The 24801-nt window shown below is 73.1% G+C and carries 27 protein-coding genes; 12 read left to right on the top strand and 15 right to left on the bottom strand.

Annotation, left to right across the window (positions count from 1 at the left end; genetic code table 11):
• The first annotated feature begins 39 nt into the window (after window positions 1-39).
• The gene (gene kduD, locus ACFPL3_RS18680) at window positions 40-807 is read left to right on the top strand and encodes a 2-dehydro-3-deoxy-D-gluconate 5-dehydrogenase KduD (protein WP_343940704.1); all 768 of its coding nucleotides are present in this window, start codon (window positions 40-42) and stop codon (window positions 805-807) included.
• On the opposite strand, the gene ACFPL3_RS18685 is transcribed toward kduD, so the two are convergent.
• From ACFPL3_RS18685 to ACFPL3_RS18695, 3 genes are all read right to left on the bottom strand, one after another.
• Window positions 804-1517, bottom strand: coding sequence for a GAF and ANTAR domain-containing protein (locus ACFPL3_RS18685; protein WP_343940705.1), 714 nt, complete (start codon window positions 1515-1517; stop codon window positions 804-806). The two genes, kduD and ACFPL3_RS18685, sit on opposite strands and share 4 nt — an antisense overlap.
• Before the next feature lie 64 nt (window positions 1518-1581).
• Window positions 1582-2034, bottom strand: a complete 453-nt coding sequence (locus tag ACFPL3_RS18690; protein ID WP_343940706.1) for an STAS domain-containing protein — start codon at window positions 2032-2034, stop codon at window positions 1582-1584.
• The gene (locus tag ACFPL3_RS18695; protein WP_343940707.1) at window positions 2031-2420 is read right to left on the bottom strand and encodes a hypothetical protein; all 390 of its coding nucleotides are present in this window, start codon (window positions 2418-2420) and stop codon (window positions 2031-2033) included. Before ACFPL3_RS18695 ends, ACFPL3_RS18690 begins: the two co-directional genes overlap by 4 nt.
• A gap of 293 nt (window positions 2421-2713) precedes the next feature.
• On the opposite strand from ACFPL3_RS18695, the gene ACFPL3_RS18700 reads away from it, so the two are divergent.
• From ACFPL3_RS18700 to ACFPL3_RS18710, 3 genes are all read left to right on the top strand, one after another.
• Entirely contained in the window at window positions 2714-3457 is a 744-nt protein-coding gene (locus tag ACFPL3_RS18700) for a GAF and ANTAR domain-containing protein (protein WP_343940708.1), read from the top strand.
• A gap of 65 nt (window positions 3458-3522) precedes the next feature.
• On the top strand, window positions 3523-4716 hold the full coding sequence (locus ACFPL3_RS18705) for an alkaline phosphatase (RefSeq protein ID WP_343940709.1): 1194 nt from the start codon (window positions 3523-3525) through the stop codon (window positions 4714-4716).
• A 120-nt stretch (window positions 4717-4836) separates the two neighbouring features.
• Window positions 4837-5280, top strand: coding sequence for a MarR family winged helix-turn-helix transcriptional regulator (locus ACFPL3_RS18710; RefSeq protein WP_343940710.1), 444 nt, complete (start codon window positions 4837-4839; stop codon window positions 5278-5280).
• On the opposite strand, the gene ACFPL3_RS18715 is transcribed toward ACFPL3_RS18710, so the two are convergent.
• The 4 genes from ACFPL3_RS18715 to ACFPL3_RS18730 are packed head-to-tail and all read right to left on the bottom strand — an operon-like array spanning window position 5277 to window position 8548.
• Window positions 5277-6053 (bottom strand): alpha/beta fold hydrolase, encoded by a 777-nt coding sequence (locus ACFPL3_RS18715; RefSeq protein WP_343940711.1) that lies wholly within the window; start codon window positions 6051-6053, stop codon window positions 5277-5279. The two genes, ACFPL3_RS18710 and ACFPL3_RS18715, sit on opposite strands and share 4 nt — an antisense overlap.
• Window positions 6054-6057: 4 nt before the next feature.
• Window positions 6058-7485, bottom strand: a complete 1428-nt coding sequence (locus ACFPL3_RS18720) for a DUF2252 domain-containing protein (RefSeq protein ID WP_343940712.1) — start codon at window positions 7483-7485, stop codon at window positions 6058-6060.
• Between the two features lie 23 nt (window positions 7486-7508).
• Complete coding sequence (locus ACFPL3_RS18725) at window positions 7509-8117, bottom strand: LysE family translocator (protein WP_343940713.1); 609 nt, start codon at window positions 8115-8117, stop codon at window positions 7509-7511.
• Window positions 8114-8548, bottom strand: coding sequence for a DUF2000 family protein (locus tag ACFPL3_RS18730; RefSeq protein ID WP_343940714.1), 435 nt, complete (start codon window positions 8546-8548; stop codon window positions 8114-8116). Before ACFPL3_RS18730 ends, ACFPL3_RS18725 begins: the two co-directional genes overlap by 4 nt.
• Before the next feature lie 59 nt (window positions 8549-8607).
• On the opposite strand from ACFPL3_RS18730, the gene ACFPL3_RS18735 reads away from it, so the two are divergent.
• Complete coding sequence (locus ACFPL3_RS18735; RefSeq protein ID WP_343940715.1) at window positions 8608-9075, top strand: Lrp/AsnC family transcriptional regulator; 468 nt, start codon at window positions 8608-8610, stop codon at window positions 9073-9075.
• A 4-nt stretch (window positions 9076-9079) separates the two neighbouring features.
• Here ACFPL3_RS18735 and ACFPL3_RS18740 read toward each other — a convergent pair whose 3' ends face one another.
• Together ACFPL3_RS18740 and ACFPL3_RS18745 are read right to left on the bottom strand one after the other, a co-directional pair.
• Window positions 9080-10054 carry a TroA family protein gene (locus ACFPL3_RS18740; RefSeq protein ID WP_343940716.1) on the bottom strand — a complete coding sequence of 325 codons (975 nt, stop codon included), beginning with the start codon at window positions 10052-10054 and terminating at the stop codon, window positions 9080-9082.
• Between the two features lie 669 nt (window positions 10055-10723).
• Window positions 10724-11851 (bottom strand): ABC transporter ATP-binding protein, encoded by a 1128-nt coding sequence (locus tag ACFPL3_RS18745; protein WP_343940717.1) that lies wholly within the window; start codon window positions 11849-11851, stop codon window positions 10724-10726.
• A gap of 151 nt (window positions 11852-12002) precedes the next feature.
• Here ACFPL3_RS18745 and ACFPL3_RS18750 point away from each other — a divergent pair, with 151 nt between their 5' ends.
• Window positions 12003-12455, top strand: a complete 453-nt coding sequence (locus tag ACFPL3_RS18750; RefSeq protein WP_343940718.1) for an Hsp20/alpha crystallin family protein — start codon at window positions 12003-12005, stop codon at window positions 12453-12455.
• A gap of 54 nt (window positions 12456-12509) precedes the next feature.
• On the opposite strand, the gene ACFPL3_RS18755 is transcribed toward ACFPL3_RS18750, so the two are convergent.
• The 4 genes from ACFPL3_RS18755 to ACFPL3_RS18770 all read right to left on the bottom strand — a co-directional run bounded on the left by ACFPL3_RS18755 (window position 12510) and on the right by ACFPL3_RS18770 (window position 17952).
• Complete coding sequence (locus ACFPL3_RS18755; RefSeq protein ID WP_343940719.1) at window positions 12510-14465, bottom strand: nuclear transport factor 2 family protein; 1956 nt, start codon at window positions 14463-14465, stop codon at window positions 12510-12512.
• Window positions 14462-15385, bottom strand: a complete 924-nt coding sequence (locus ACFPL3_RS18760) for an amidohydrolase family protein (protein ID WP_343940720.1) — start codon at window positions 15383-15385, stop codon at window positions 14462-14464. Before ACFPL3_RS18760 ends, ACFPL3_RS18755 begins: the two co-directional genes overlap by 4 nt.
• A 14-nt stretch (window positions 15386-15399) precedes the next feature.
• Window positions 15400-16986, bottom strand: coding sequence for an ABC transporter substrate-binding protein (locus ACFPL3_RS18765; RefSeq protein ID WP_343940721.1), 1587 nt, complete (start codon window positions 16984-16986; stop codon window positions 15400-15402).
• A 72-nt stretch (window positions 16987-17058) separates the two neighbouring features.
• A complete protein-coding gene (locus tag ACFPL3_RS18770) occupies window positions 17059-17952 on the bottom strand; it encodes a DUF6282 family protein (RefSeq protein WP_343940722.1) in 894 nt (297 codons plus the stop codon).
• A gap of 283 nt (window positions 17953-18235) precedes the next feature.
• On the opposite strand from ACFPL3_RS18770, the gene ACFPL3_RS18775 reads away from it, so the two are divergent.
• Genes ACFPL3_RS18775 through ACFPL3_RS18800 form a run of 6 tightly spaced genes read left to right on the top strand, consistent with a single transcriptional unit; the run spans window position 18236 to window position 23734 of the window.
• A complete protein-coding gene (locus ACFPL3_RS18775) occupies window positions 18236-19009 on the top strand; it encodes an IclR family transcriptional regulator (protein WP_343940723.1) in 774 nt (257 codons plus the stop codon).
• Window positions 19010-19029: 20 nt separating this feature from the next.
• The gene (locus ACFPL3_RS18780) at window positions 19030-20016 is read left to right on the top strand and encodes an ABC transporter permease (RefSeq protein WP_343940724.1); all 987 of its coding nucleotides are present in this window, start codon (window positions 19030-19032) and stop codon (window positions 20014-20016) included.
• Window positions 20013-20933: an ABC transporter permease gene (locus tag ACFPL3_RS18785; RefSeq protein ID WP_343940725.1), complete on the top strand. Its 921-nt coding sequence runs from the start codon at window positions 20013-20015 to the stop codon at window positions 20931-20933. Before ACFPL3_RS18780 ends, ACFPL3_RS18785 begins: the two co-directional genes overlap by 4 nt.
• On the top strand, window positions 20930-21808 hold the full coding sequence (locus ACFPL3_RS18790) for an ABC transporter ATP-binding protein (protein WP_343940726.1): 879 nt from the start codon (window positions 20930-20932) through the stop codon (window positions 21806-21808). Before ACFPL3_RS18785 ends, ACFPL3_RS18790 begins: the two co-directional genes overlap by 4 nt.
• Window positions 21798-22583, top strand: coding sequence for an ABC transporter ATP-binding protein (locus ACFPL3_RS18795; protein WP_343940727.1), 786 nt, complete (start codon window positions 21798-21800; stop codon window positions 22581-22583). The genes ACFPL3_RS18790 and ACFPL3_RS18795 overlap by 11 nt, the downstream gene beginning before the upstream one ends.
• Window positions 22580-23734: a sialidase family protein gene (locus ACFPL3_RS18800; protein ID WP_343940728.1), complete on the top strand. Its 1155-nt coding sequence runs from the start codon at window positions 22580-22582 to the stop codon at window positions 23732-23734. The genes ACFPL3_RS18795 and ACFPL3_RS18800 overlap by 4 nt, the downstream gene beginning before the upstream one ends.
• 21 nt (window positions 23735-23755) lie before the next feature.
• Here ACFPL3_RS18800 and ACFPL3_RS18805 read toward each other — a convergent pair whose 3' ends face one another.
• Window positions 23756-24232 (bottom strand): hypothetical protein, encoded by a 477-nt coding sequence (locus tag ACFPL3_RS18805; protein WP_343940729.1) that lies wholly within the window; start codon window positions 24230-24232, stop codon window positions 23756-23758.
• 40 nt (window positions 24233-24272) lie between these two features.
• Complete coding sequence (locus tag ACFPL3_RS18810; RefSeq protein WP_343940730.1) at window positions 24273-24755, bottom strand: GNAT family N-acetyltransferase; 483 nt, start codon at window positions 24753-24755, stop codon at window positions 24273-24275.
• Window positions 24756-24801: the final 46 nt, after the last annotated feature.

A 24801-nucleotide genomic window follows, 5' to 3' on the forward strand; every position in this document is an offset into this window, starting at 1 on the left:
CGCTTCACCGCGGCGTCGGCCCGCTCCTACCGTCGGCCCGTGTCCTCCGCTCCCGCGTCCCCCTTCTCGCTCGACGGCAGGCTGGCGCTGGTCACCGGTGCCGGGTCCGGGATCGGGCGTGCGATCGCGCTCGGCCTCGCCGCGGCCGGAGCCGACCTGATCCTGCTGTCCGAGCGCGACAACCTGGGCCCGGTGGCCGCCGAGGCGCGCTCCGCGGGTGCGGCCGTCACCACGGAACTGCTCGACCTCGCCGACCGCCCGGCCCGCCAGGCCGCCGTCGAGGACCTCCTCGACGCCCACGCCGTCGACGTGCTCGTCAACAACGCGGGGCTGATCCGCCGCGCGCCTGCCGCCGAGTTCAGCGACGCCGACTGGTACGACGTGATCGAGGTGAACCTGCACGCGGCCTTCGAGCTGTGCCGCGCCGCCGGGCGCCGGATGGTCGACCGCGGGTCCGGGAAGATCGTCAACGTCGCGTCGATGCTGAGCTTCCAGGGCGGGCTGCTGGTGCCCTCGTACACGGCGAGCAAGCACGCGCTGGCCGGGCTCACCCGCGCGCTCGCCAACGAGTGGGCGGCGCGCGGTGTGAACGTCAACGCGATCGCGCCCGGCTACGTCGCCACCGCCACCACCGCCGCCCTGCGCAGCGATCCCGCCCGCAGCGCCGAGATCCTCGACCGCATCCCGGCGGGCCGCTGGGCCGATCCCGAGGACGTCGCGGGGGCCGCGGTCTTCCTCGCCTCCCCCGCCGCCGACTACGTCCACGGCCACGTGCTCGCGGTGGACGGGGGCTGGCTGGCGCGCTAGCCGTCCTGCCCGCGGCTGCGCGCCGCCTCCTCGGCGCGGGCGACGACGTCCTCGGCGACGGCCTGCACCGAGGTGGCCCGCTCGATGGCCCTGGTCCGCAGGACGTCGAGGGCCGCCTCCGCCGAGCACGACCGCTGCGCCATCACGACCCCGACGGCCTGGTCGACGATGGCCTGTGACGCCAGCGCCCGGCGCAGCCGCGCCAGGAGCCCCGTGTGGTCGTAGTCGCGCATCGTGCCGACCACGGCCAGGGTGGCGTACCCGGCGATCCGATCGACGAAGCTGCCGGCGCCACCGTCGAACGACCGGGCGCCGGCGCCGTAGACGGTGAGCACGCCGACCGGTGCGCCGTCGGCCACGATCATCGGCACGCTGCGCACCGCCAGCAGCCCGGCCTCGGCCGCGGCACCGGCGAACACGGGCCAGCGCAGGTCGATGCGCACGTCCGGGACGTCGACCGGGCGCGCGGTGCGGAGGGCGTCGGGACCGGGCCCCTGCCCGTGCCGCCGTTGCAGGGTCTCGAGCCGGATGGCCCGTTCCTCCGAGGCGATCACGCGCCTGCTCCAGCCCGGCGCCGTGAGCGCCATGCTCGCCGACACCGCACCTTTCACCGCTCCCGCGGCGAGCTCTGCGATCCCCACCAGGAGCTCATCGAGCGACGAGGTCTCCACGATCATCGCCGCCAGCATGACGCCGACGTGTTCCCCCACGACTCCCCGACCCACAACGTCCCCCGGTCCGTTGCCCCCAGAGGGGCCGGTCGCGCAGCGTACGTCATCCGTTACCGGTCGCAAGGTAGGCGAGCACCGCGTCGGCGGTGCCGCAGACGACGGTGTCGGCCAGGTCGATCCGGCGCAGGCCCTCGACCACGCGCTCGTCCTCGGCCGCGATGTGCAGCCTGGTGCCGCGGTCGACGGCCGTGTCGTGCAGCACTTTCAGCCGGTGCGCGAGCTGGGGCTCCAGGCAGCCCGTCGACGAGAGGTCGAGGACCACGTGCCGGGCCCGGTGCAGCTGCTGGCCGATCCGCACCACCAGCTCCGCGCAGCCGCCCCGGTGCAGCCCACCGATGACGCGCACGATGACCACGTCCGGGGTGGGCGCGTGCAAGCGCACGTCGAGCTCTGCCCGTTCCGGGGTGCTCACCGGGCGCGGCACGGGCACCAGCACCGTCAGGTCCATCGGGACCGGCTGCCGTTGCAGCAGGCCGGAACCCAGCGCGGCGCTCATCGCCCCACCCGGTCCGGGTGGCGCACGGCCGCCCGGTACATGCGGAACAGCTCCAGCAAGGAGGCCTCGTACCGCGCCGCCGACGACGAGTCGTGCCCGATCGTCCTGAGCCACCCGTTGCGGCGCGTCAGCTGCCGTCCCACCGCCGCGAGCGCGGCGCTCGTGGCCGGCGCGACCTCCCCCGCCCGCGTCAGGTCGACCAACACGAAACGCGCCCCTCCTATCATCAACCCGTCCATCCGCTGGCGCAGCTCGGCGACGCCCTTGCAGTCGCAGGCACCGACCACCTCGACGAAGGCGTGCTCGCGGTCGGGTTGAACGGACATGATCCGCACTTCCGACCGGCCGCCGACGAGGTGCTGCTCCTGCTGCACGACCTCGTGCATGCTTACCCCTCTATTGCCGTGGCTCGACCCACCAGGCACCCGACGGGGCATCGAACGGCCGGAAGACCACGGCCAGGAGATCGGACCGCCACGATGCCCGCGCGCGTGTTCACGCACCGGCTGTGGGTCCAACCGTCGGAGGATGCTACGAGAGCCGTGTCCGCCACGGCAACCGGCCTAAAGTCCCGGGCTCGCGCGGTGTCGGCCAGCCGCTGCGGAGAACGCGTTCCCGTGCCAGGCTTCGGGGCGACCCCGGAACCTCGACCCGGGATCGTGGGACGGGCACGAGGCACATGGCTGAAAATCGGGTTCAGGACGACGCCGCGGCCGAACTCGCGGCGTTGCTGCTGTCGACGGAATCGTTCGACGAGCTGCTGCACGGGGTGGCGGTGCTGTCCGTCCGCCTCGTCTCCGGCGCGTCGACGGCGAGCATCACCATGGCCGAGCGGGAGCGCGTGCTCACGGTCGCGTCCGTCGACGAGCTCGCCACGCGGATGGACCTGCACCAGTACGAGAGCGGCGCCGGCCCGTGCGTGGAGGCCCTGCGCTCCGCCACCCTCGTGCACTCGCCCGACCTGCAGAAGGAGGAGCGCTGGGGCGGGTTCGGCGACATCGCGGTGGGCCTCGGCGTCACCGGCGCGCTCGCGGTGCCGCTGATGGCCCGCGACGGCGCGGTCGGCGTGCTCAACCACTACGCCACCGGCGACGCCGTCTTCGACGAGCGCGACCAGGAGGTCGCGCAGGCGCTCGCCGCCCACACCGCCATCGCGCTGACCGCGGCGCTGCGCACGTACGACCAGGTGAGCCTCACCGACCACCTCCGCACCGCGCTGTCGTCCCGCTCGGTGATCGACCAGGCGATCGGCATCGTGATGGGCCGGGAACGCTGCTCGGCCGATCAGGCGTTCGACGTGCTGCGCAAGGTGTCGCAGCAACGCAATGTCAAGCTGCGCCGCGTCGCCACCGAGCTCGTCACCGCGACCGGCCACAGCCGCGCGGAGGGCGGCGCCTCGTTGCGCACGCCGGGCACGCCCTAGGCTGCCGGGGTTCCCCGACACCTGGAGGTCTCCCGCCGGTGGTTGTGCCGTCCGTCCGCTCCCGAGTGGCCAGGGGTTTGGCGGCCGGGGCCGCGGCCTGCGCGCTCGTCGCCTGCAGCGCGGTGCCGGAGGACGCCCCTGCGGCCGGTGCCCGCGAGGAGGTGGCGCGCAACGTCATCCTGATCGTGGGCAGCGGGATGGGGCGGACCCAGCACGACTTCCTGCGGCTCGCGATCGCGGGCCCGACGGGGCAGCTCGCCATGGAGCGCCTCACCGCGTCCGGCTCGGTGGACCACGTGGATCCGGTCGGCGACACCGCGGCCGGCGCCACCACCCTGGCCAGCGGCATGCCGACCGCCCCCGGCGCGATCGGGGTCGACGCCGACGGCGAACCGGTCGCGAGCGTGCTGGAGCACGCGCGCTCCGCGGGGAAGGCCACCGGCATCGTGACCACGGCCGAGGTCACCGACCCGCGCACCGCGGCGTTCGCGGCCCACGTGGCCCCGCAGAACGCCCTGGAGGAGCCGGCGGAGCCGGAGGAGAGCGCGGTCGAGCGCGACATCGCCCGCCAGTACCTGGAGAGGTCGCGGGTCGACGTGATCATGGGTGGCGGGGCGGCGCGGTGGCCCGCGGACCTCCTCCTCGACGCGCGGGCGCTCGGCTACCGCACGGTGTCCGACGTCGCCGGGCTGCAGTCGGTGTCGTCGGACCGGCTGCTGGGGCTCTTCGCCGAGGGGCCGATGTTCGAGCCGGGCCGCCCGGGCCGCGGGCAGTACGCGCCCGCCGTGCCGCTGCCCGACATGACCCGGGCGGCGCTCGCGGCCCTCGACCGCCGCCCGGCGGGCTTCTTCCTCCTCGTCGACGAGGCCGGGATCGACGCGATGGCGCGGGAGGGCAACGGCGCGCTGGTGCTGGAGGCCGGCAAGGCGTGGGACGCCACCGTGCAGGCCGCCCTGGAGTTCCAGGCGGTCAACCCGGGCACCCTGATCGTCGTGGCGGGCGACCACGAGACCGGCGGCATGAGCGTCGAACTCGCCGATGCCGGCACCCGCGTCGCGGGCGCGGACGGCCCGTTCCCGGCCACCGACACCGACCAGGAGATCTGGCTGCGCTGGACGCGCAAGGGCCCCACCAACGCGGCCGTGCCCGTCGCGGCGGGCGGCCCCGGCGCCGAGGCGTTCCAGGGCGGCATGCTCGACACGCAGCTCTTCCCCGAGCTGCTGGAGGCGATGAGCATCCGCGCCGGGGTCGGCTCCTGAGGGAGGTCCGGCGCAGGTACCCGGGTCGGGGGGTCTTCGTGCTCCGCCAGCGCGGCGCGCACCCACCGGGCGTGTCCTCCCATACCCTGGCGCACCGGTACGACGCAACGGGGGGAAGGGATGACGGGGCACTCGGCCGGCCCGTCGCTGCTCTACGCCGTCAAGCAGGTCGAGCTGGCGGTCCGGGCACGCCTCGACGAGCTGCTGCGGCCCTCCGGCACCACCGTGCTGCAGTACACGGCGCTCACCGTCCTCGCCCGGCGCGACGGGCTGACGAGCGCCGAGCTCGCGCGCAACGCGTTCGTCACCCCGCAGTCGATGGGCGACCTCATCACCACGCTGGAGCGCCGCGACCTCGTCACCCGCAGGCGCGACCCACGCCACGCGCGCCGCCTGCTGATCAGCCTCACGCCCTACGGCCACGCGCTGCTCGCGCGGGTGGAACCGCGGGTGCAGGCCCTCGAGGAGCAGATGGTCAGCGACCTGGACGAGGCCGAACGCGCCGGGCTGCGCGGCTACCTCAACCGGTGCCGCAGCGCCCTCACCGACCGCCCGGCGCACTAGGACGAGGGATGGGACCGCGCCCAGGCGGCCAGGCGCGCGGCGAGGGCGGCGTAGACCGCCGGGTCGGTGCCCATGCCGGCGTGGCTGCTCCCGACCTCCACCCACTCGGCCTCCGGGTCCTGGCAGGACCGCCAGCCGACCACCCCGTCGTCGCGTGAGTAGATCGCGACGGCGGGCACCGGCAGGGGCGCCGTCAGCCCCTCCGTGGCCGCTTCGCCGCAGGGGCCGGCGAGGCAGTCGCCGTCGAGCAGACCGGGCACCCCGAACCCGGACAGCCGCACGATCGCGGGCAGGACCACGGGCACGAGCCCGCCCGCGTCGAGGGGGTCGAGCACCGGGCTGCCCAGCATCGCGAGGCCGCGGACGAGGTCGGGCCGCCGGACGGCGACCATGCGGGCGAGCATCCCGCCGCGGCTGTGCCCGACCAGCAGGACCGGTCCCCCGGTGCGCTCGGCGTGCTCCGCGGCGCGCTGCTCGAGCCGGTCGACCAGTTCCTCGGTGCAGCCGACGTTGATCCCCAGCCCGGCGCCGGTGGGGCTGTAGCCGCGCAGCTCGAGCCACTGGCGCAGCACGGCCATCGACGCGTCGGCGCCGCCGAACCCCGGCGTCACCACCACGCCCGTCCCGCCCCCGTGGGCGTCGCCCGCGTGCCAGACGGGGTGGCGCACGAGGGCGGCCTTGGTCAGCCCCAGCACGGGCGGCAGCGTGCGCCCGATGTGGCGCGCGACGCGGCGCACCCGTCGCAACGGCGCCGGGAAGGCTTCGACGGTCACCGGCTCACACCCCCCGCTCGACGGGCAGCTCGCCCCGCTCGACGGCCTTGACCAGGGCGGCGTGGTCGGCCTCGGTCTGGTCGGCGTAGGAGCGGGCGAACCGCCGCATGGCGATGTCGACGTTGTCGGAGCGGCCCACGTACCCGGCGATCATCGACGCCCCGCTGGTGCGGGCGTGCCCCTTCGCGAGCAGGTGCCCGAGCACCGCCGCGTAGTCGCAGAGCGCTGCCCCGTCGAGTGCGTCCAGCGCCACGGTGCCCTTCATGTCCCGGAACTGTCGCACGTAGTACTGGTGATCGCCGACCGTCGCCCAGCCCAGCAGCGGGTCGCTCACGGTCTGCAGCGCCTGCTGGTATTCCACCACCCGCTGGCCCTGGTGGGCGTGCCGGGCCGACTCGCCGTGGACGTGGCGCGCCAGCACCGACCGCCGGGCCTGCTTCAGTTGCAGGAACACCACGTCGTCGGGCGAGGACCCCTCCAGCAGCGCCACGTAGGCACGCAGGCCGACGCTGCCGACGCCCACCACCTTGTGGGCGATGTCGACGATCGTGTAGCCGCCCAGCGCCCGCCGCCAGTGCGGGGCGAGGGTGAGCAGGTACGCGTCCAGCGCCGCGGCGAGCTCCTCCGCCTCGGGCTCCGGGACGCGGGTGATGAGCGGGGGTTCCTCGACGATGTGGCGCCTGCCCTCGATCTCGCGGGTGAACCGGGGCAGGGCGCGGTCGCTGGTGCGGGTGCGCGCCCGTTTCGCGGCCCGCTCGACCTCGTCCCGCAGGGGCTTGGAGCTCTCCTGCGCCAGCCGGTCGACGTCGAGGCGCTGGTAGGACCGCGAGAGGAGCGGCTGGTCGGCGAGGTAGCGCAGCTCCTCCCGGTACGCCGCGACGCATTCGGTGACGGCGTCCGCGCACGTGTCCTCGCTCGCACCGTTCTGCCGGCCCGCCACCCAGATGCTGGCTGTGAGCCTGCGCACGTCCCACTCCCAGCAGCCGGGGTGGGCCTCGTCGAAGTCGTTGAGGTCGATCACGAGGTCCCGCTCGGGCGAGGCGTAGAAGCCGAAGTTGCCCAGGTGCGCGTCGCCGCAGACGACCGGCATGATCCCGGTGGCCGGCAGCCGCGCCACGTCTTCGGCCATGACGACGGCCGTGCCGCGCAGGAAGCCGTACGGCGACTCGACCATCCGCCCGACCCGCACCGGCACCAGCCGCTCCACCCGGCCGAGGTGGCTCGCCTTGATCAGCTCGACCGGGTCGGCACGGTCCGGGGCCGGGTCCCAGGTGCCCAGCGACGAACGCGGCACCCGCTTGCGCAGCGCCTTGCCGATCGCGTAGCGCTCCGCCCGCTCGACCGGCCGCTGACGCAGGGACGTGTACGGCGAGCCGTCGGTGTCGGCGAGGACCGTGTGGCCGGGCACGGAAGGTCGGGCGAAGCCGGTCACGTCGTAAGGCTACGCCGGGCGCCCTACCCCCGGACCACGCCGACGGCCACGGTGAGCAGGGCAGCTCCGGTGACGGCGTCCACCGCCCGGCGCACGCGGGAACGGCCGAGCGCCGCGCGCCCCCGGGAGGCGACCGCGATCACGACCGCCCACCACAGCGCCGACGCCGCCACCGTGGTGCCGGCCAGCAGGAGCAGCTGGGTGGTGACCGTCGGGCCCGGCACGACGAACTGCGGGATGAGCCCGAGGAAGAACAGCAGCGCCTTCGGGTTGAGCAGGTCGCTCGCGACGCCGTCCAGGTACGGGTGCGGGCTGCGCTCCCCCACCTGCGCCGTCGTCGCGCCACGCGCCCAGGCGGCGCGCAGCGCGTGCACGCCGAGCCACCCGAGGTACGCCGCTCCGGCCAGGCGGATCGCCGTGAGCACCTCGGGGTGCGTGGCCAGCACCGCGGACAGCCCGAGCGCCGCTGCCGCGGTGTGCCCGGCGAGCCCGGTGACGATGCCTGCAGCCGCGCGCACCCCCCGGCGCGGCGCCGCGAGCGCGTGCCGCAGCACCACGGCGAAGTCCGGGCCCGGCGTGCACAGCACCACCAGCAGGACGCCGACGAACGCGGTCCAGCGCTCCGGGGTCACCGCGCCGGCTCCGGTTCGGGCACCGGATCGGTCAGCCGCGGGAGGTGGCGGGTGAGCCTGCGGACGGCGTTGCCGGACCCGAGCAGCGCGAGGCCGTGCACCCCGATCCCGGCGGTCGGGGTGCGGCTGAGCGCCTCGGCGTAGGCGGCGTAGGTGGGTGCGGCCTGGGCGAGGTCGGGGAAGGCGAGCGCGGTGACGCCGGCGTCCTGGGCAGCGGCGCGGAGGGCTGCGAGCTCCTCGGCCGGCGCGGCGAGCACGGGCACGACGATCTCGGCGATGCCGGCCCAGCGGCCGCCGGACGCGTCGACGAGGTCGGGGCCGAGGGCGGCCGCGCCCCCGGCGGCGGCGGACGCGCCGAGCACGGTGGCGGCGTTGGCGAGCAGCCAGCGGGGAGCAGCGGGGTCGAGGACGAGGACACAACGGGGAGGCACGTCACCAATCTCGGGCTTTGTCCCGGCCGTGGCAAATGACTCCGGATATTGTCCGGAACATGCCCCGTGAGAACACTCTCGATCCGGTCGACTGGCGAATCCTGCGAGAGCTGCAGGACGACGCGTCGATCACCAACAAGGAACTCGCCGCACGGGTCGGCCTGCCCACGTCGTCCTGCCACGAGCGGGTGCGGCGCCTGCGCGCGCTCGGCGTGATCACGGCCGTGCGCGCGGTGGTGGACCCGGCCGCCGTCGGACGCGGCCTGCAGGCGTTCGTCGCCGTGCAGCTGCGCCCGCACCGCCGGGAGCTGGTGGAGGCGTTCACCACCGCGGTGCTCGCGCTGCCGGAGACCCTCGCGCTGTACACGGTGTCGGGCCCGGACGACTTCTTCCTCCACGTCGCGGTCGCCGACAGCGCCCACCTGCACCGGCTGATCGTGGACCACCTCACCACCCGGCCCGAGGTCGGCCACGCCCAGACGCACCTGATCTTCGACCGGCCGATGACCTCACCCGTCCGGCCGTGAATGATCAGAGCCGCGCGATCCGGCCCGGCGGGGGCGGCGGCACGGCGTCCGGGTGCAGCGCCCACGCGATCGCCTCGATCCCGTCGACGAGCCGCGGCCCGGCGCGCACCACGTAGGAGTCGGCGTCGACGGCCACCACCGCCGCGTCCGGCACCCGCTGAGGCACCTCCGCGGCCTGCGCGACGGCCGCGTCGAGGCCGTAGCCGCACGGCGCGACGAGCACCACGTCCGCGCCCAGGGCGGCCACCTCCGCCCACCCCGCGGGCACGCTGCGCCCCGCGTCCACGCCGCCCACCGGCTCCCCACCGGCGCGGCGCACGAGCTCGGGCACCCAGTGCCCGGCGAGGAACGGCGGGTCCACCCACTCCAGCACCACCACGCGCGGGCGGGCGCGGGAACCGACCGCCACCTCGACGGCGTCGAGCCGCGCCCGCAGGCCGGCGACCAGCCCGTCCGACGCGCCGATGCGCGCGGCGACCGCCCCGATCGAGGCGAGCACGTCCTCCACCGACCGCGGGTCGAGCGAGAGCACGTCGGCCCGGCAGCCGATGGCGTCCAGGGCGTCGGCCACGCTGCCCGCGGGCAGGGCGCACACCGCGCACAGGTCCTGGGTGAGGATCAGGTCGGGGTCCAGCGCCGCCAGCGCCGCCCGGTCGAGCTCGTACATCGGCAGGCCCCGGGCCGCCCGGTCGCGCACGACCGCGTCGATCGCGGCCGGCTCCAACCCGGGCGGCAGCGCGGTGTCGACCACCACGGCCACCCGCTCCCGGATCCGCGAGTCGCACTCGTACGTGACCGCCACCAGGTCGTCCTCGCGCCCCAGGGCCGCGACGATCTCGGTGGCAGCCGGCAGCAGCGACGCGATCCGCACGGTGCGACAGTAGGCCTGCCGACCGTCGTCCCGGGACACCCGAGCCGAGCAGCACACCACCGCGGCGGCCACGACCGACACGTACGGCTCACCCGGGATCGTCAGCACCAGCAGTACGCCACAACCCGCACCGCAACCACCACGTGCGACTCGGCGGATCCTGCACCCGGGGGCGGTCCCCAGGGACCTCGCGGGGAGCCCGAGGCCGCGCACCGCGCCGAGCAGCACACCACCGCGGTAGACACGACACCGAGGTACTTCCGACGCCCCGCATCGACCGCTGAGGACGCGCCGACCGGCCCCACGAACCATCGGCCGGCGCCGAGCAGCACACCACCGCACCCACCACGACACCGAGGTGCTGCTGATCTTCCAACGACCATCATCAACAGCACCTCACTGTGCCCAGCCAACAACCACGTGCGACTCGCACACATCACGCACCCCGTAGCCGCCGGGCCACACACCCCGCGCGACCTCGCCGCGTCGAGAAGCACACCACCGCGGCCGGCACGACCCCGACGTACTGCTCATCCGCGATGATCAGCACGAGCAGCACACCACTGCACCCACCACGACCCCCAGGTACTTCTGACCCCCGGTGATCATTCTGAGCAGCACCTCACGGTGTGCAGCGCAACCGCCACGTACGACTCGCGAGGCTCACGCCCCCCGATCGACCGGCGCCGCCGAGCAGCGGTTCGGCATCGAGCAGCACACCACCGCGGTCAGCACGACCTCACGTGCTGATGATCTCCGATGACCCGCCCGCGGGACTCAGTTCGGGTGCAGGAGCGCCCGGCCCGTGTCCGGGTCGAAGACGTGGGCGCGGCGGGCGTCCAGGAGCAGCTGGGCCCGGGCGCCCGTGCGCAGGGTGGTGCCCCCGGGGATGCGGGCGACGAGGCGGGCGCCGTCGGCCTCCCCCGGCAGCCCGACCTCGGCGCGCACCACGGCGTCGGGGCCGGGGTGCTCGACGCTGCGCACAGCCACGGGGACCGGCACCGACGCGGGGTCGGCGTCGGGCCCGGCCTCCGCGACGTCCTCGGCGCGCAGGCCGAGCAGCACGCGGGTGCCGACGCGGTCGGCGAGCTGGTGGGGCACCGGCCCCCACAGCGGGATCGTGCGCTCCCCGACCCGGAAGCCGGCGGCGCCGCCTGCGGCGACAAGTTGCGCCGGGAGCAGGCCGATCCCGGCGTCCCCGACGAAGTCGGCGACGAACGTGTCGACCGGGGCGTCGTAGACGCGGCGCGGGTGGTCGACCTGGCGGATGCGGCCCTCGTGCAGCACGGCGAGGCGGTCTCCGACGGCCATGGCCTCGGCCTGGTCGTGGGTGACGTAGAGGGCGCCGACGCCCGTCCGGCGGACGGTGTCGACGATGGCGCGGCGGGCGCGGGCGCGCTCGACGGGGTCGAGGTGGGCGAGCGGCTCGTCGAACAGGAACGCCCGCGGGGTGCGCACCAGGGTGCGCCCGATGCCGGTGAGCCCGGACTCGCCCGCGGACAGGGTGCGCGGCATCCGGGGCAGCAGGCGGACCAGCCCGAGCAGCCTGCTCCGGGTGGCCACCCGCTGCGCGGCCTCGGGTTCGGGCACGCCGAACGCGGCGGCGGACCGCGTGAGGTTGGCGGCCACGTCGAGGAACGGCGCGAGGGCGGTGGAGCGGAAGACCATCGAGATGTCGCGCCGGGACACCGGGACCGTGGTGACGTCCTCGCCCGCGACCAGGACCCGGCCGCGGCGCAGCGGATGGAGCCCGGCCACGGCGCGCAGCGCGGTGGTCTTGCCGCTCCCCGACGGGCCGACCACCGCGAGCACCTCGCCGGGCCCGGCCAGCAGTGTGACGCCGCGGAGGGCGGGCACGTCGCCGTAGGTGACCGTGGTGTCCACGAGGCCGGTACCAGCATCCACGTCAAGGAACGGTAAGCACGGGGCCCGGCGGTGTCATGCGACTTCCCGCACACGAGCTCCCACATGTTGGGAATTGAGTCGGGTCGACTCATGTTGACGGCGGTGTCGGGCCGGGCGCGGAGCCGGCCCCGAGAACCCGAGGAGGAGCACCATGAGCACCCTCTCCCTGTGGACCAGGCGGGACCCGTTCGCCGAGTTCGACGCCCTGTTCCGGGCGGTCGGCGAGCCGCGCGGCTTCGTCCCGGCTGCTGAGATCGAGCGCGACGGCGACGACGCGGTGGTCCGGCTGGAGCTGCCCGGCCTGGACGCCGAGCGCGATGTCACCGTCGAGATCGAGGGGGGTCGCCTCGTCGTGCGCGGCGAGCGGCGTGACGAGCGCACCGAGGAACGCGGCGGGCGCAGCCTGCGCGAGGTGCGGTACGGCTCGTTCCACCGCAGCTTCGGGCTGCCCGAGCACGTCACGGCCGATGACGTCAGCGCCTCCTACGACGCCGGCGTGCTGACCGTGCGCGTCGCGGGCGCCCACGCCGGCAGCGGCGCGCGGCGGATCCCGGTGAACACCGGGACGCCGGCGATCGAGTCCGGCGAGCAGGCGGCTGCCTGATCCATCACCTGACGAGCGGCGCGCCCGGCGGGCGCGCCGTTCGTCGTTCCGGGCTCAGCCGGGGAGATCGAGGGCGGGGAGTTCGAGCCCGTCGGCCGACGGCCCGTCCGGGGGCATCTGGTAGCCGTGGGCGGTCATGCGGGTGTCGGGGCGCAGCTCGCTCGGCACGCAGTCGGGCCAGTAGCGCTGGGGCACCCGCCCGCTCACCGGGTTGCGGTAGTGGAACCACATCGGCAGCACCTCGGGCCACACCAGCGTGCGCCCGGTGCCGCCGCGGAACCCCTCCTCGCGTTCGCCCAGCTCGGTGAGGGTGATGTCGGGCGGGTAGACGTCGAGCAGCTTGCTCGGCGGCGGGTTCGGCGCGCCCTCGGGCCGGTCCTCGGCGCAGGCCCAGCCGCCGTGCCAGTCGGGCGAGTCGAAGTAGTGCTCGTCGATGGTGAGGCTCCACAGCTTCCAGCTGCCGTCCTCCAGCACGGCCTGGTCGTTGGGGTACATCCCGCCGGCGATCCCGGTGAAGCCCGGGATGACGGTCGTCGCCGTGCGGGGCTGGAACAGCCGGGTGCGCAGGGTCGCGGATCTGCCGTCGTGCGACACCAGCACCACGGGCTGGGTGCGCCAGTGGAACGAGATCCGGGCGCGCAGCGAGTCGGCCGCCCGGGGCCCGCCCCAGAAGGCCGTGGCCGCGTGCATGATGCGGTCGATGCCCACGTAGTAGCCGGCGAACGGGCTCTGCTTGTTGCCGTGCTCCGCGAAGAGCCCCGCCATCTCAGGCCACTGGAAGTCGTCGAGGTAGTAGCCGTAGGCCGCCGAGACGTTCTCCACGCCGTCGTAGGCGTGGGAGCGGGCCAGGCGGCGGCGCAGGTCGGCGAGGTCCGGCGGCTCGCCCCCACCGGCGGCGGCCGACCGGCCCGCGCGCCCGGCCACCTCGAGGAAGTCGGGCGCCTCGCGCTCCGCGCGGGCGAAGGTGCCGCCCTTGCCCCACCCCTCGGCGTAGTCGGCGGCGAGCAGCGGGGTGACGTGGACCTCCTGCAGCGTCCACAGGGAGCCGTACTTGACGAAGCGGTTGCGGAAGACCGAGAACTCCCACGCCCCCGCGCGACGGTGGGTGTCGCCCAGCATCCCGATCTCGATCCCGCGGGCGAGCGCCTCCCGCCCGTCCGGACCGACGTCGACGATCAGGTCGAAGACGGGGCGCTCGTTGAGCTGCCCGTGCGTGATGCCCTCCGGGCCCATGCGTTCCATCGCCCGCCGCACGCCGTCGGCACCCCGGTACTCGCCCACCCCATCGATCCGGACGACCGGGTCGGACCCGAAGAGGTCGACCACGTCGGTCCACATCCTGCGGTCGACGTAGTAGCCGTAGGCGTTCTGGAGGTTGCGGACGGCGTCCTCGTCGATCAGCCGGTCGATCCGCCGTGCCAGCTCGGACGCGGTCGCCCCCGTGCGCGGGGCCGGACCGGCCGGGGGCGGAATCGGGATCCCCACCTCCTCGAGCGTGAAGTGCGGCGTGACGATCGGCAGCTCGGCGCCGCCTGCGTTGGTCCACCCCGTGGCGTAGTCGCCCTCGTACATCGGGTGGAAGTGCAGGGTCGCGATCCGCCACCGGCCGTCCTCGCGGACGTAGGTGTTCTCGTGGATCCCCGCGTCGATCCGCGCCTCTCCCGCACCGTCGCCGAGGAACCGCATGCCGTTCCACCGGCACGCGGCGGTGCGGCCGTCGACCGAGAGGTGGACGAGGGGTTGCTCGACGACCTCGGTGTACAGCGCCCCCGGCCGGCCCGCCGCGACACCACGCTCTGCGAGCCACCGCGCGATGGCCGCCCGCCCGGTGACGGTGTGCTCGCCCCAGCGCACCGTGGCGTCCTCGGCGAACAGCGCCGCCACGGCGTCCCAGAGCCCGAACTGGGCCAGGTGCGCGTAGGCCCGCTGCACGTCCTTGACCTCGCGCACCGACTCGACCCGCTCGACGTCGCGGGCGAGCTCGTGGAGCGCCTCCGCGCGGCCGGTCATGCGGTGACCCCGTAGACGCGCGCGGCGTTGTCGTGCAGGAAGCCGCGGGCTTCATCGGGGGTGAGGAAGTCGGCGGCGGCCCGGGCCATCGCCGACTTCTCGGTGTAGTTCCACAACATGCTCTGGCCGACGTCGGACCCCCACATGAGGCGCTCGGGCCCGAACCCGTCGACGAGCCGCCGCACGATGTGCGCGGGGCGCACGCCTTCCGCGACCAGCCGCTCCATGTTGATTTCGGTGATCTTGAAGTGCACGTTCGGCACGTCCTCGAAGATCGCGATCGTGCGGTCGATCCCGAAGTCGGGCGGGCCGGGGAGCACGATCTCCTCCCCCGCCTCCCGCGCCAGCCTCACCTCGTACTGGCTCATGCCGTAGGGCATGGAGCCGTGGTCGAGCAGGATCGGCAGGTCGGGGAACATGCCGGCGATGATCTTGATCAGGGGCAGCAGGTAGGGCAGCTGCTTCGTGAACAGGATCAGGTTCATCGGGGTGCCGAGCTCGGCGCAGGCCTCCCAGACCTGCATCGCCTGCGGCGAGCTCATCCAGGCGGTGTCGAGGATCCAGGGCCGGGTGTGCGCCAACCGGAAGCCGCGGACGCCGTCGTCGCGGACCATGGCGCGGTAGCGGTCCGGCGTGGCCGGGTCCTGCGCGTCGAGCATCACGACCGGGAGCAGCCGGTCGGGGTGCTTGCGGGCGGACTCGACGATGTAGCTGTTGTCGTACCCGTAGAGGTGACCGCGCTGGACGAGGCACGCCGCGGGGACGTCGTGCTCGTCCATCATCTCGAGCAGCGCATCGACGGTCACCGCGTACGGGGTGCGCGCCGGCGTGGGCAGGCCCGGCCGCAGCGGCCGGGGCGGATATGCGTCCCAGTCGTCGGAGACCAGGTGCGCGTGGGTGTCGAACAGCGGCACGGTCATGTGCGGTCCTGCCCTCAGCTGGTCGGCGTCATCGTGAGCCAGGCCCGGCGTTCGGCGAGGGCCTGCGGTTCGTCGAGTCCGTTCCACCGCGCGGTGCTCACCGTGGGGAACTCGCCGTTGAACCAGGCCAGCGGCGCCTGGATCATCAGCTCGGTGGCCCGGGCCTGCAGGGCCTTGTAGGCCTCGCCGCGCGTGGTCTGGTCGGTGGCCGCGAGTGCGGCCGCGGCGGCGGCCTCGATCTGCGGGTCGCAGATCCCCGAGGGGTTGGCGGCCGCGGCCTTGCGCTCGTTGCACGTGTACCAGCGGGTGATCCCGATGCTGGGCTCGGCGCCCAGGCTGGTGCGCAGGAAGGCCAGGTCGAACTCCCCCTCCGTGTAGACCTTCTCGGTGAACACCGCGCCGGACGTGCCGACGAGCTCCGCCCCGATGCCGACATCGGCGAGCATCGACTTCACCATCTCGGCGGTGGCCGCGGTGGCGGTGAGGGAGCTGATGTAGCGCAACGTGAGGGTGAAGCGGGTGCCGTCCGGCCCGCGGGGGAAGCCGGCCCGGTCCAGCGTCGCGTTGATCGCGGCGAGGTCGCGCGGGAAGTCGCGGTCGAAGTCGATGTCGGTGTTGAGCGCCCACGCGGGCTCGTCCGGGAACAGCCGCTTCGCGGGCTTCGCCACGCCCGCCAGCGCGATCTCCGCGATCGCGGTGCGGTCGGCCGCGGCGAACACCGCCGCCCGGACCTCCGGGTCGGCGAGGTACTCGCTCTGCGCGTTGAACATCATCGGGATGTACTCGGAGAAGTTGCCCTCCTCCATGAGGTGTGTGTTCTCGGACGCGGCCACCCGGTCCTGCTGCGACACGTCCAGGATCGCCTCGTCGATCTCCCCGGAGAACAGCGCCTCGGCGCGGCTGTTGGGGTCCGGGATGATCGTGAAGACGGCCCGGTCGACCCGGACCTCGCCCTCCCAGTAGTCCGGGTTCTTCTCCAGCACCACCTCCTGGCCCGGGGTGTACTGGGCGAACTTCATCGGGCCCGTGCCGATCGGCTCCTTGTTGGCCTGGTTGGTGACGTAGTCGGTGCCCTCGTAGACGTGCTCGGGCACCATGAACTGCCCCGCCACGGCCTCCAGCACCGGGCCGTAGGGCTCCTGGAGGTGCACCACCACGGTGGCCGGGTCGGTGATCTCGACCGAGGCGACCCGTTCGGCGAGCTCGGCGCCGTAGGTGGACAGCGGGATGATCTCGTCGAAGTTGAACTTCACGTCCTCGGCGGTGAAGGGCTGCCCGTCGTGCCACTTGACGCCCTGGCGCAGCCGCAGGGTCAGGGTCAGCCCGTCCGCGCTGAGCTCCCAACTCTCCGCCAGCGCGGGCGAGAGCGTCGAGTCGTCGGACACGAAGATCAACGGGTCCATGATCTGGGCGCTGAACGTCCGCGGGATCGACCCCGTCACCAGCTGGGCGTTCAGCCCCATGGTCATGGGGTCGCCGTTGATCGCCCGGACCCAGACCGTCCCCGCGTCACCGCCACCACCGCCGCCGCCGCAGGCGGCCAGCACCATCACACCGGCCACCAGGGTGGCGAGCAGCCGCCCGCGTCGAGTTCTCCTCATCGCATGTCTCCTGCCTCTCTGCACGAGATCCATCCGGTGTCGCGGTGTCGCGGTGACGCGAGGGGCCTGCCGTCAGTCGAGGTTCAGCAGGTACGTGGGGTTGTCGACGAGCATCCGGCGCAGGTCCTTCTCGGCGACGCCGTGGTCCAGCAGCGCCGTGGTGACCTCGATGAACGCGTCGACGGGGCGTGTGCGGCCCACCTGACCGAGGTCGGAGGCGAGGACGGTGCGCTCCACGCCCACCGCCTCGATCCACTCCAGCAGCACCTCGAGCCCGAAGTGCTGGTGGTCCTCTGGCAGGTACATGCCGACCTCGTGCTCCATGAACACGCCGCGCTCGGCGAGGGAGACCCCCTGCTCGATCGTCAGATCGGTGATGAAGTTGGGGTGGCTGGCCACCATCCGCTCCACGCCGCGCTGGGCCGCCACCGCGAACAGCTCGATCATGTCGTCTGGGTGCAGGTGGCCGCCGTTGAGGACGGCCCCGGTCTCGGCCACGACGTCGGCGACCTGCACGACCTCACTGCGCAGCCGGCCCTCGTCGTCGTGGATGAGCACCGGCACGGTGGTGAGCGGCACCGCGCTGCGCGGGAACCCGGCCGCGAGCGCGGCCTCCTGGTGCTCGATGTGCTTGCGGGAGGAGAAGGTGGGGAACCAGACGATCTTGCCGCCCATCCGCAGGCACATCTCCACCGCGTACGGGTTGATGCCACCGACCTGGTTGTTCAGCACGATGCCGCCGAACACCTGGGTGGTGATCCCCTCGAACGACCGGTGCGCCGCCCGCAGGTCCATCACCGTGTTGTGGTGGTGGGACTTGGCGACGAACGCCCGCATGCCGATCCGCTGCCCGTCGCGGGCACCGTCGACGTGGTCGAACTCCCTGGGGAACGGGCCGGGACCGGAGTGGCAGTGCATGTCCACCAGGCCGTCGAGGATCCGGGCGACAGTGGGGCTGGGCTCCATGGGGCAACCTCCGTGACATCGCTGTCGACCTGACAGTGGTCGACCGCTATGTGAACTGTCAATCTGCGATGTGAACATCACCGCACGGTGACTCTAGCGGCACGCGACAATTGTCGCCCTTCCCACCAGGCGAGCTGGCTACACCTCTTCCACTCCTGGTCAGACGGTCGTTCGGATCGCTATTGTGATGTTCACATGGTGGTTGTACGGTCGGCGCGGTCCGAGGACTGAGTCGCGCAGTGCACGGTGTGACCCGACAGTTCTCGTCCCGAACGGAGACCCCATGCCCGACTCGCCCGACGACGCGCGCCCCGGCGGCACCGACATCCAGGCCGTCGACCGGGCCGCGCAGATCCTGCGGCTGTTCGGTCCGGAGACCCCGGAGCTGACGGCCGCGGAGGCCGCCGAGCGGCTCGACCTCAACCGCACGACGACCTACCGGTACTGCACGTCACTCGTGTCAGCCGGGCTGCTGGAACGGGGCACGGCGGCGGGGACGTTCGTCCCCGGTGCGCTGCTCCTGCAGCTCGGGGCGTTCGCGATCGGCAGGCGCAAGGTGATCGACCTCGCGCCCGGCTACATGCGCGAACTCTGTGCGGCGACCGGGCTCACCACGGTGCTCAGCCTGTGGGGCTCCACCGGCCCGATCGTCTCGCGCGTGGAGGAGGACCCCACCCGCACCGTCCTGGTGACGGTCCGGGTGGGCACCCAGCTGTCCCTCGTGACGGCGCAGGCGAAGGTCTTCCTCGCCCACATGGTCGACCAGCTCCGGGTCGACCGGATGCTCGGCAGTCTGCCCGACGACACGCGGGCCGCGGTGGTTCGCGAGATCCGCGAGCTGTCCGGCACCGACCGCATCGCCATGGGCGCCGACGACCAGGGTGTGCACGCCATGGCTGCGCCCGTCTTCGACGAGTTCAGCATCTGCGCGAGCCTCGCCCTGATCGCCACGAACGACGTGCTCCCGCTCGACCCGGCCAGCGCCGTCGCCACGGATCTCCGCAATGCCGCCCGCGCATTGAGCAAGGCGATGGGCGGCGCCCGACCACAGCCCTGATACATGACGAGGAGGTGCCGATGAAGGCACGCATTCTCTACTACGGCAGATTGCTGGTCTCGTCGTTCCTCCTCTTCGTCGCCGTCGTCACGGTGCTGTTCTTCCTGCTGGAGCTCGCCCCGGGCGACCCGGTGCAGGCGCTCGTGGGCGACGTGCCGCTGTCCGACGAGTTCCGCGAGCGCATCGTCGCCTCCTACGGCCTGGACAAGTCCGTGTGGGAGCGCTACGCCATCTACCTCGGCAACGTGCTCACGGGGGACCTCGGCTACTCGTTCGCGACGAACCGGGAGCCGGTGCTCGACCTCATCGCGAGCAGGATCGGCAACACGCTCGCCCTGGCCGTGCCGTCCTTCCTGCTCTCCACCCTGGGCGGGGTCGTGCTCGGCTCGATCGCGGCCCGCACCCGCAGGCGCTGGCTGGACAGCGGCATCTCCGGCAGCGCGGTGGGGCTGTTCTCGGTGCCGAACTTCTGGCTCGGGATGCTGCTGATCCTGGTTTTCGCCGTCTGGCTGGACTGGCTGCCGACCCAGGGCAAGAGCCCGTACGGGCAATCCGGCATCTCGCTGGAGTACATGGTGCTGCCGGTGATCACGATGGCGACGAGCGAACTCGCGTACAAGATCCGCATCATGCGGTCGTCGATGATCGAGTCGCTGGGTCAGGACTTCATCGACACCGCGCGGTCGAAGGGCCTGTCCTCGTCGCGGATCCTGTGGAACCACGCGATGCCGAACGCGTTGCTGCCCATGGTCACCGTTTCCGGATACAGCCTGGGATTCGTCCTCGCCGGCTCCGTGCTCGTCGAGCGGGTGTACGGGTGGCCGGGTATGGGCCTGCTCTTCGTCGAGGCGATCGAGCGCAAGAACAACATGGTCGTCCTCGGCATCGTGATCGTGCTGACGTTCACGATCATCATCGTGAACATCGTCACCGACGTGGTCTACGGGCTCGTCGATCCGCGGCTGCGCGACAGGTTCGCGCCCAAGAAGAAGGAACTGGTCGCATGACGACGCAGCCGGTGACGGCCACCGAGACCCCACGCCCGGAGCACCCCGCACCGGGAGCGGCTCCCACGTCCGACCGCGAGCCGGACGGGGTGCGCTCTCCGTGGCGGTCGTTCTTCGGCAGGCCCTCGACGATCGTGTTCGTCGTCGTCCTGGTCGTGCTGGCCCTCGCCGCGGGCATCGGCCCGTTCTTCGTGGCCGACCCGGTGGCGACCGCCTACCCGAAGCTGCTCCCCCCGGGCGGGGAGCACCTCCTCGGCACCGACATGCTCGGTCGCGACTACCTGGCGCGGGTGGTGTACGGCGGGCAGGTCTCGCTCATGGTCGGCTTCAGCGTCGCCCTGCTCTGCCTGACGATCGCACTGGTGGTGGGCGGTCTCGCCGGCTACTACGGCGGGATCCTCGACGCGGCACTGGTGAAGGTGGCCGAGTTCTTCCAGGTACTGCCCGGGATCGTCCTGGCTCTGGTCGCGGCCGCGCTCCTCGGGTCGAACATGCTCATCATCGTCACGATCCTGGCGATCACGATGTGGCCCGGCGTGGCGCGCATCGTGCGGGCCGAGGCGATGCGCATCGCCCAGCTCGGCTACGTCGAGTCGGCCCGCGCCGCGGGGTTCCACAACCTGCGCATCCTGTGGTCGGACGTCATCCCCAACGCCATGCCGCCGGTGCTCGTGGCCACGAGCATGACCGTCGGACGGGCCATCCTCATCGAGTCGGGCCTGGCCTACCTCGGCATCGGCGACCCCGGCAACCCCAGCTGGGGGGCCCTGCTCAACTCGGCCCAGTCCTACATCCGGGACGGCTGGTGGCTGGCGCTGTTCCCCGGCTGCTGCATCTTCCTCGTCGTCCTGGCCGTGAACGTCCTCGGCGACTCCCTCAACGACACGTTCAACCCGACCCTGGGGAGGGTGAAGTGAGCGCACCGGGAACGCCACCCCTGGTGGCCGTGGAGGACCTCCGCGTCGTGCTGCCGACCGGTCACCGCACCGAGGTGGAAGCCGTGCGCAAGGTCAGCCTCGTCGTCCACGACGGGGAGCGCGTCGGCATCGTCGGGGAGTCCGGCTCCGGCAAGTCGGTCACGGCGCGCGCCGTCGCCGGGCTGCTGCCGACCTCGCCGCGGGTCCGCGTCACCGGCTCGATCCGGTTCGCAGGCCAGGAGCTGGTCGGCGCCGGACCCGAGGCGTGGCACACGATCCGGCGCGAACGCGTCGGCATGATCTTCCAGGACCCGCTGACCTCGCTGAACCCGACGATGCGGATCGGCAGGCAGGTGGGCGAGTCGCTCCCCGGGGAGCGCGACCGCCGCGCCCGGACGGAAAAGGTGCACGAGTACCTGCGCCAGGCCGGGCTGGAGAACCCGGACCGCATCGCGGCCGCCTTCCCGCACGAGCTGTCCGGCGGGATGCGCCAACGCGTGCTGATCGCCATCGCGATCGCGAAGTCGCCCTCGCTCGTGGTCGCCGACGAGCCCACCACCGCGCTCGACGCCACCGTGCAGCAACGCGTGCTGCGCACCCTCGACGACACCGTCTCCGAGCTGCGGACCTCGCTCGTGCTGATCTCCCACGACCTCGCCGTCGTGGCCGGGATGACCGACCGCATCTACGTCATGTACGCGGGGCACATCGTCGAGGAGGGCCCGACGGACCGCGTGCTCGAGGACCCGCAGCACGCCTACACCCGCGCGCTCCTGCGCAGCGTGCGCAGCCTCACCGACGAGGACACGGAGCTGTACTCGATCCCACCGGCGCTGCGGCGCGAGCTCACCGCGGAGGTCACCGGTGCTGCTTGAGGCGAAGAACGTGTCGAAGGTCTTCCGCGGGCGCCGCTCCGCGGAGCCGGTCCGCGCCGTCGCGGATGCCTCGATCCGCGCGCGCCCCGGCGAGTTCGTGGCGATCGTCGGGGAGAGCGGGAGTGGCAAGAGCACGCTCGCCCGCATCCTGCTCGACCTCATCCCGGCCTCGGCCGGGAGCGTCGAGCTGGACGGCGTGCCGATCGCGTCCATGACGCGGGCGCAGCGGGCGGACTACCGCCGCAGCGTCCAGGCCGTCCTCCAGGACCCGGCCGGCTCGCTGAACCCGCGCAAGACCGTGGAACGCACCGTCGGCGAGGTGCTGCGGCTGCACCGCATCGCGACCACCGCGCCCGAGACGCGCGAGAAGGTCGTGGACGTGCTCCGGCTGGTGGGCATGACGCCGGCGGAGCGGTTCCTCGGCCGCTACCCGCACGAGCTGAGCGGCGGGCAACGCCAGCGCGTGCTGATCGCCCGCGCCATCGCCCTCAGCCCTCGCATCATCGTGGCCGACGAGGCCGTGTCCGCGCTGGACGCCTCGGTGAAGGCCGGCGTCCTCCGGGTGATGGCGGACCTCACGGACCGCCTCGGCGTCGGCTACGTCTTCATCACCCACGACCTCCCGGTCGTGAAGAAGGTGGCCGACCACGTCTACGTGATGCGCTCGGGCCAGATCGTCGAGGAGGGCCCCAAGGACGAGATCTTCTCGGCGCCGTCGCACGACTACACGCGCACGCTGCTCGCCGCGGCACCGGTGCTGGGAGAGGAGCGATGATCCGGACGTTCGGCCGGCCCCGGGCGGCGAAGGACGCCGACCACGCCGTGGTCTACCGCCGCGAGGGCGAGTTCTGCGGATGGCCCTACGTCATGGGCTTCTGGCAGACGGGGGCCGGGGAGCTGGTGGCCAACTTCCTGTCACTCGACGCCGACTACGGCGACCCCGCCGCCATCAGCCACGACCGGCTCGGCGGGAGCAGGCCCGGCGGCGGCCGGATGGTCACCGTCCGGTCGCTCGACCGCGGGCGCACCTGGAGCGACCCGGCGTTCGACGTCTACCCGCGGATCACCGCCGCCCCCGGGGAGGCGGCCCCGGACCTGTCCGCGTTCGGGCCGTTCGACCTCACCGACGGCGACGTCCTGGTGGGCAACAGCAGCACCGCGTTCGGCACGCCGGAGAGCCGGTCGTTCGTGCGCGTCTCCACCGACGCGGGCCGCAGCTGGACCCCGCCCGCCGAGCTGCCGCTGGAAGGGCTGCACGCGCTGTCGGCGATGAACTCCGCGCTGGTGCGGCCGGACGGGCGGTGCCTGCTGTTCCTGACCTCGATCGACGAAGGGGGCTGGAACCGCAGGCCGCTCGTCTACGCGAGCACCGACGACGGCACGCAGTTCCGGTTCCTGTCGTTCGTCACGCCGGAACGCGACCCCTTCGGGGCCGCCACCGGCAACTGGAACAGCACGTACCGCTTCGGCGGGCACCGCTGGTTCTACCCGCGGGGCACCCTGCTGCCCAGCGGGCGCATCCTGTGCACGCTGCGCTGCCAGCGCGACCCGCGCGGCGTGATGTGGACCGAGCTGCACCACAGCGACGACGGCGGGCTCACCTGGAGCTTCCTGTCGCGGGTGAACGACTTCGGGGCGCCGGGCAGCCTCGTGGTGCTGGCGGACGGGCGGCTGGTGGTCGTCTACGGGTACCGGCTCGCGCCGTACGGCATCCGCGCGGTCGTGAGCGAGGACGAGGGGCGCACCTGGGGTCCGGAGATCATCGTCCGCGACGACGGTGGCAGCTGGGACCTCGGCTACCCCAACGCCTTCGAGGCCGAGCAGGGCACGATCGGCGCGCTGTACTACTTCAACAGCCGCGACGAGGGTGAGCAGCCGGGACGCGGGGTGCGCCACATCGTGCGCAGCGTCTTCACGCTCGACTGACCGGGCCCCGACTGGGGCCGGTCAGGCGAGCCGCTCGAACCGCAGGGTGGCGTGCAGGAGTGCCGACCTGTTCGCGATCTCCACGCCTTCCTGCGAGAAGTCGAACGCGGCGTGCAGGACGGCGTCGATGTCCTGCGCGCGGGCCGCACCGAACTCGATGCGGGTGATGTCGACCGGGTTGTGGCCCCCACCCAGGTAGATGCTCGCGTCGATGTAGCCGTCGTGCGGGTTGACCGGGAAGTCGAACGTGCGGCCGGCCAACGTGGCCAGGTCGTCGCCCGGGAGGTCGATGAACTCGCCGGCGACTGCGGTCGCGATGATCTCCGGCCCGTCGGTGCCGGGCCGGAACGTCGCGGGGTCGTACGGGTCGGCCGCGGAGAACGGCGCGAGCGGCACGGTGATCGCCCAGGTGCCGGCAGCCGGGCCCGACCGCAGCGGTGACACGTGGACGATCCGGCCGGGCTCCGGTCGCAACAGGTCGTCCGGTAGATCGAGCACGCCGCGCATGCTAGTGCGCCCCGGAGACCGATTCCGACCGTCACGCCGGGCTGACCGCGTCGCTCAGCGCGCGCTCGTAGCAGACCGACAGCTCCGAGTCGGCGTAGTGGCCGAAGCCGGGGATGCGGTGGTAGCCGTGGCGCTCGTAGAAGGCCATCGCGTCGGGCTGCTCGGTGCCCGTCTCCAGCTTCAGCACGGACCAGCCCAGTCGCACGGCCGCCGCCTCGAGCGCGGCCAGCACCGCGGAGGCCACCCCGCCGCGCCGCCGCGCCGGCACCACGTACATGCGCTTCACCTCGCCGACGTCCGGCCCCAGGGCGCGCAGCGCGCCGCAGCCGACCGCGGCGCCGTCCGCGTCGCAGGCGAGCAGGAACACCGTGGTGTCGGCGGCGGTCGGTGCGGGGCCGGGCTCGCTGTCCGGGGTGCCGTAACGGGCGGTCAGCTCGACGCGCTGGGCCTCGCGCAGCGCGACGGCGTCGGGGTGGTCGAACGGGACGGCCTCGATCCGCAGGTCAGCTGCCACGCAGATCACGCTACGACCGCGAGGTCACACACCGGCTTCGGCCCTC

It is taken from the genome of Pseudonocardia zijingensis (genome assembly GCF_042657305.1).
Classification (GTDB): Bacteria; Actinomycetota; Actinomycetes; order Mycobacteriales; family Pseudonocardiaceae; genus Pseudonocardia; species Pseudonocardia zijingensis.

Excerpts from the sequence above, each read along its gene's own strand:
- ACFPL3_RS18750 (WP_343940718.1), top strand. The coding sequence starts at position 12,003 with ATGAGCACCCTCTCCCTGTGGACCAGGCGGGACCCGTTCGCCGAGTTC.
- ACFPL3_RS18710 (WP_343940710.1), top strand. The coding sequence starts at position 4,837 with ATGACGGGGCACTCGGCCGGCCCGTCGCTGCTCTACGCCGTCAAGCAG.
- ACFPL3_RS18800 (WP_343940728.1), top strand. The coding sequence starts at position 22,580 with ATGATCCGGACGTTCGGCCGGCCCCGGGCGGCGAAGGACGCCGACCAC.
- ACFPL3_RS18785 (WP_343940725.1), top strand. The coding sequence starts at position 20,013 with ATGACGACGCAGCCGGTGACGGCCACCGAGACCCCACGCCCGGAGCAC.
- ACFPL3_RS18775 (WP_343940723.1), top strand. The coding sequence starts at position 18,236 with ATGCCCGACTCGCCCGACGACGCGCGCCCCGGCGGCACCGACATCCAG.
- ACFPL3_RS18770 (WP_343940722.1), bottom strand. The coding sequence starts at position 17,952 with ATGGAGCCCAGCCCCACTGTCGCCCGGATCCTCGACGGCCTGGTGGAC.
- ACFPL3_RS18695 (WP_343940707.1), bottom strand. The coding sequence starts at position 2,420 with ATGCACGAGGTCGTGCAGCAGGAGCAGCACCTCGTCGGCGGCCGGTCG.
- ACFPL3_RS18765 (WP_343940721.1), bottom strand. The coding sequence starts at position 16,986 with ATGAGGAGAACTCGACGCGGGCGGCTGCTCGCCACCCTGGTGGCCGGT.
- ACFPL3_RS18755 (WP_343940719.1), bottom strand. The coding sequence starts at position 14,465 with ATGACCGGCCGCGCGGAGGCGCTCCACGAGCTCGCCCGCGACGTCGAG.
- ACFPL3_RS18760 (WP_343940720.1), bottom strand. The coding sequence starts at position 15,385 with ATGACCGTGCCGCTGTTCGACACCCACGCGCACCTGGTCTCCGACGAC.
- ACFPL3_RS18690 (WP_343940706.1), bottom strand. The coding sequence starts at position 2,034 with ATGAGCGCCGCGCTGGGTTCCGGCCTGCTGCAACGGCAGCCGGTCCCG.
- ACFPL3_RS18700 (WP_343940708.1), top strand. The coding sequence starts at position 2,714 with ATGGCTGAAAATCGGGTTCAGGACGACGCCGCGGCCGAACTCGCGGCG.
- ACFPL3_RS18780 (WP_343940724.1), top strand. The coding sequence starts at position 19,030 with ATGAAGGCACGCATTCTCTACTACGGCAGATTGCTGGTCTCGTCGTTC.
- ACFPL3_RS18735 (WP_343940715.1), top strand. The coding sequence starts at position 8,608 with ATGCCCCGTGAGAACACTCTCGATCCGGTCGACTGGCGAATCCTGCGA.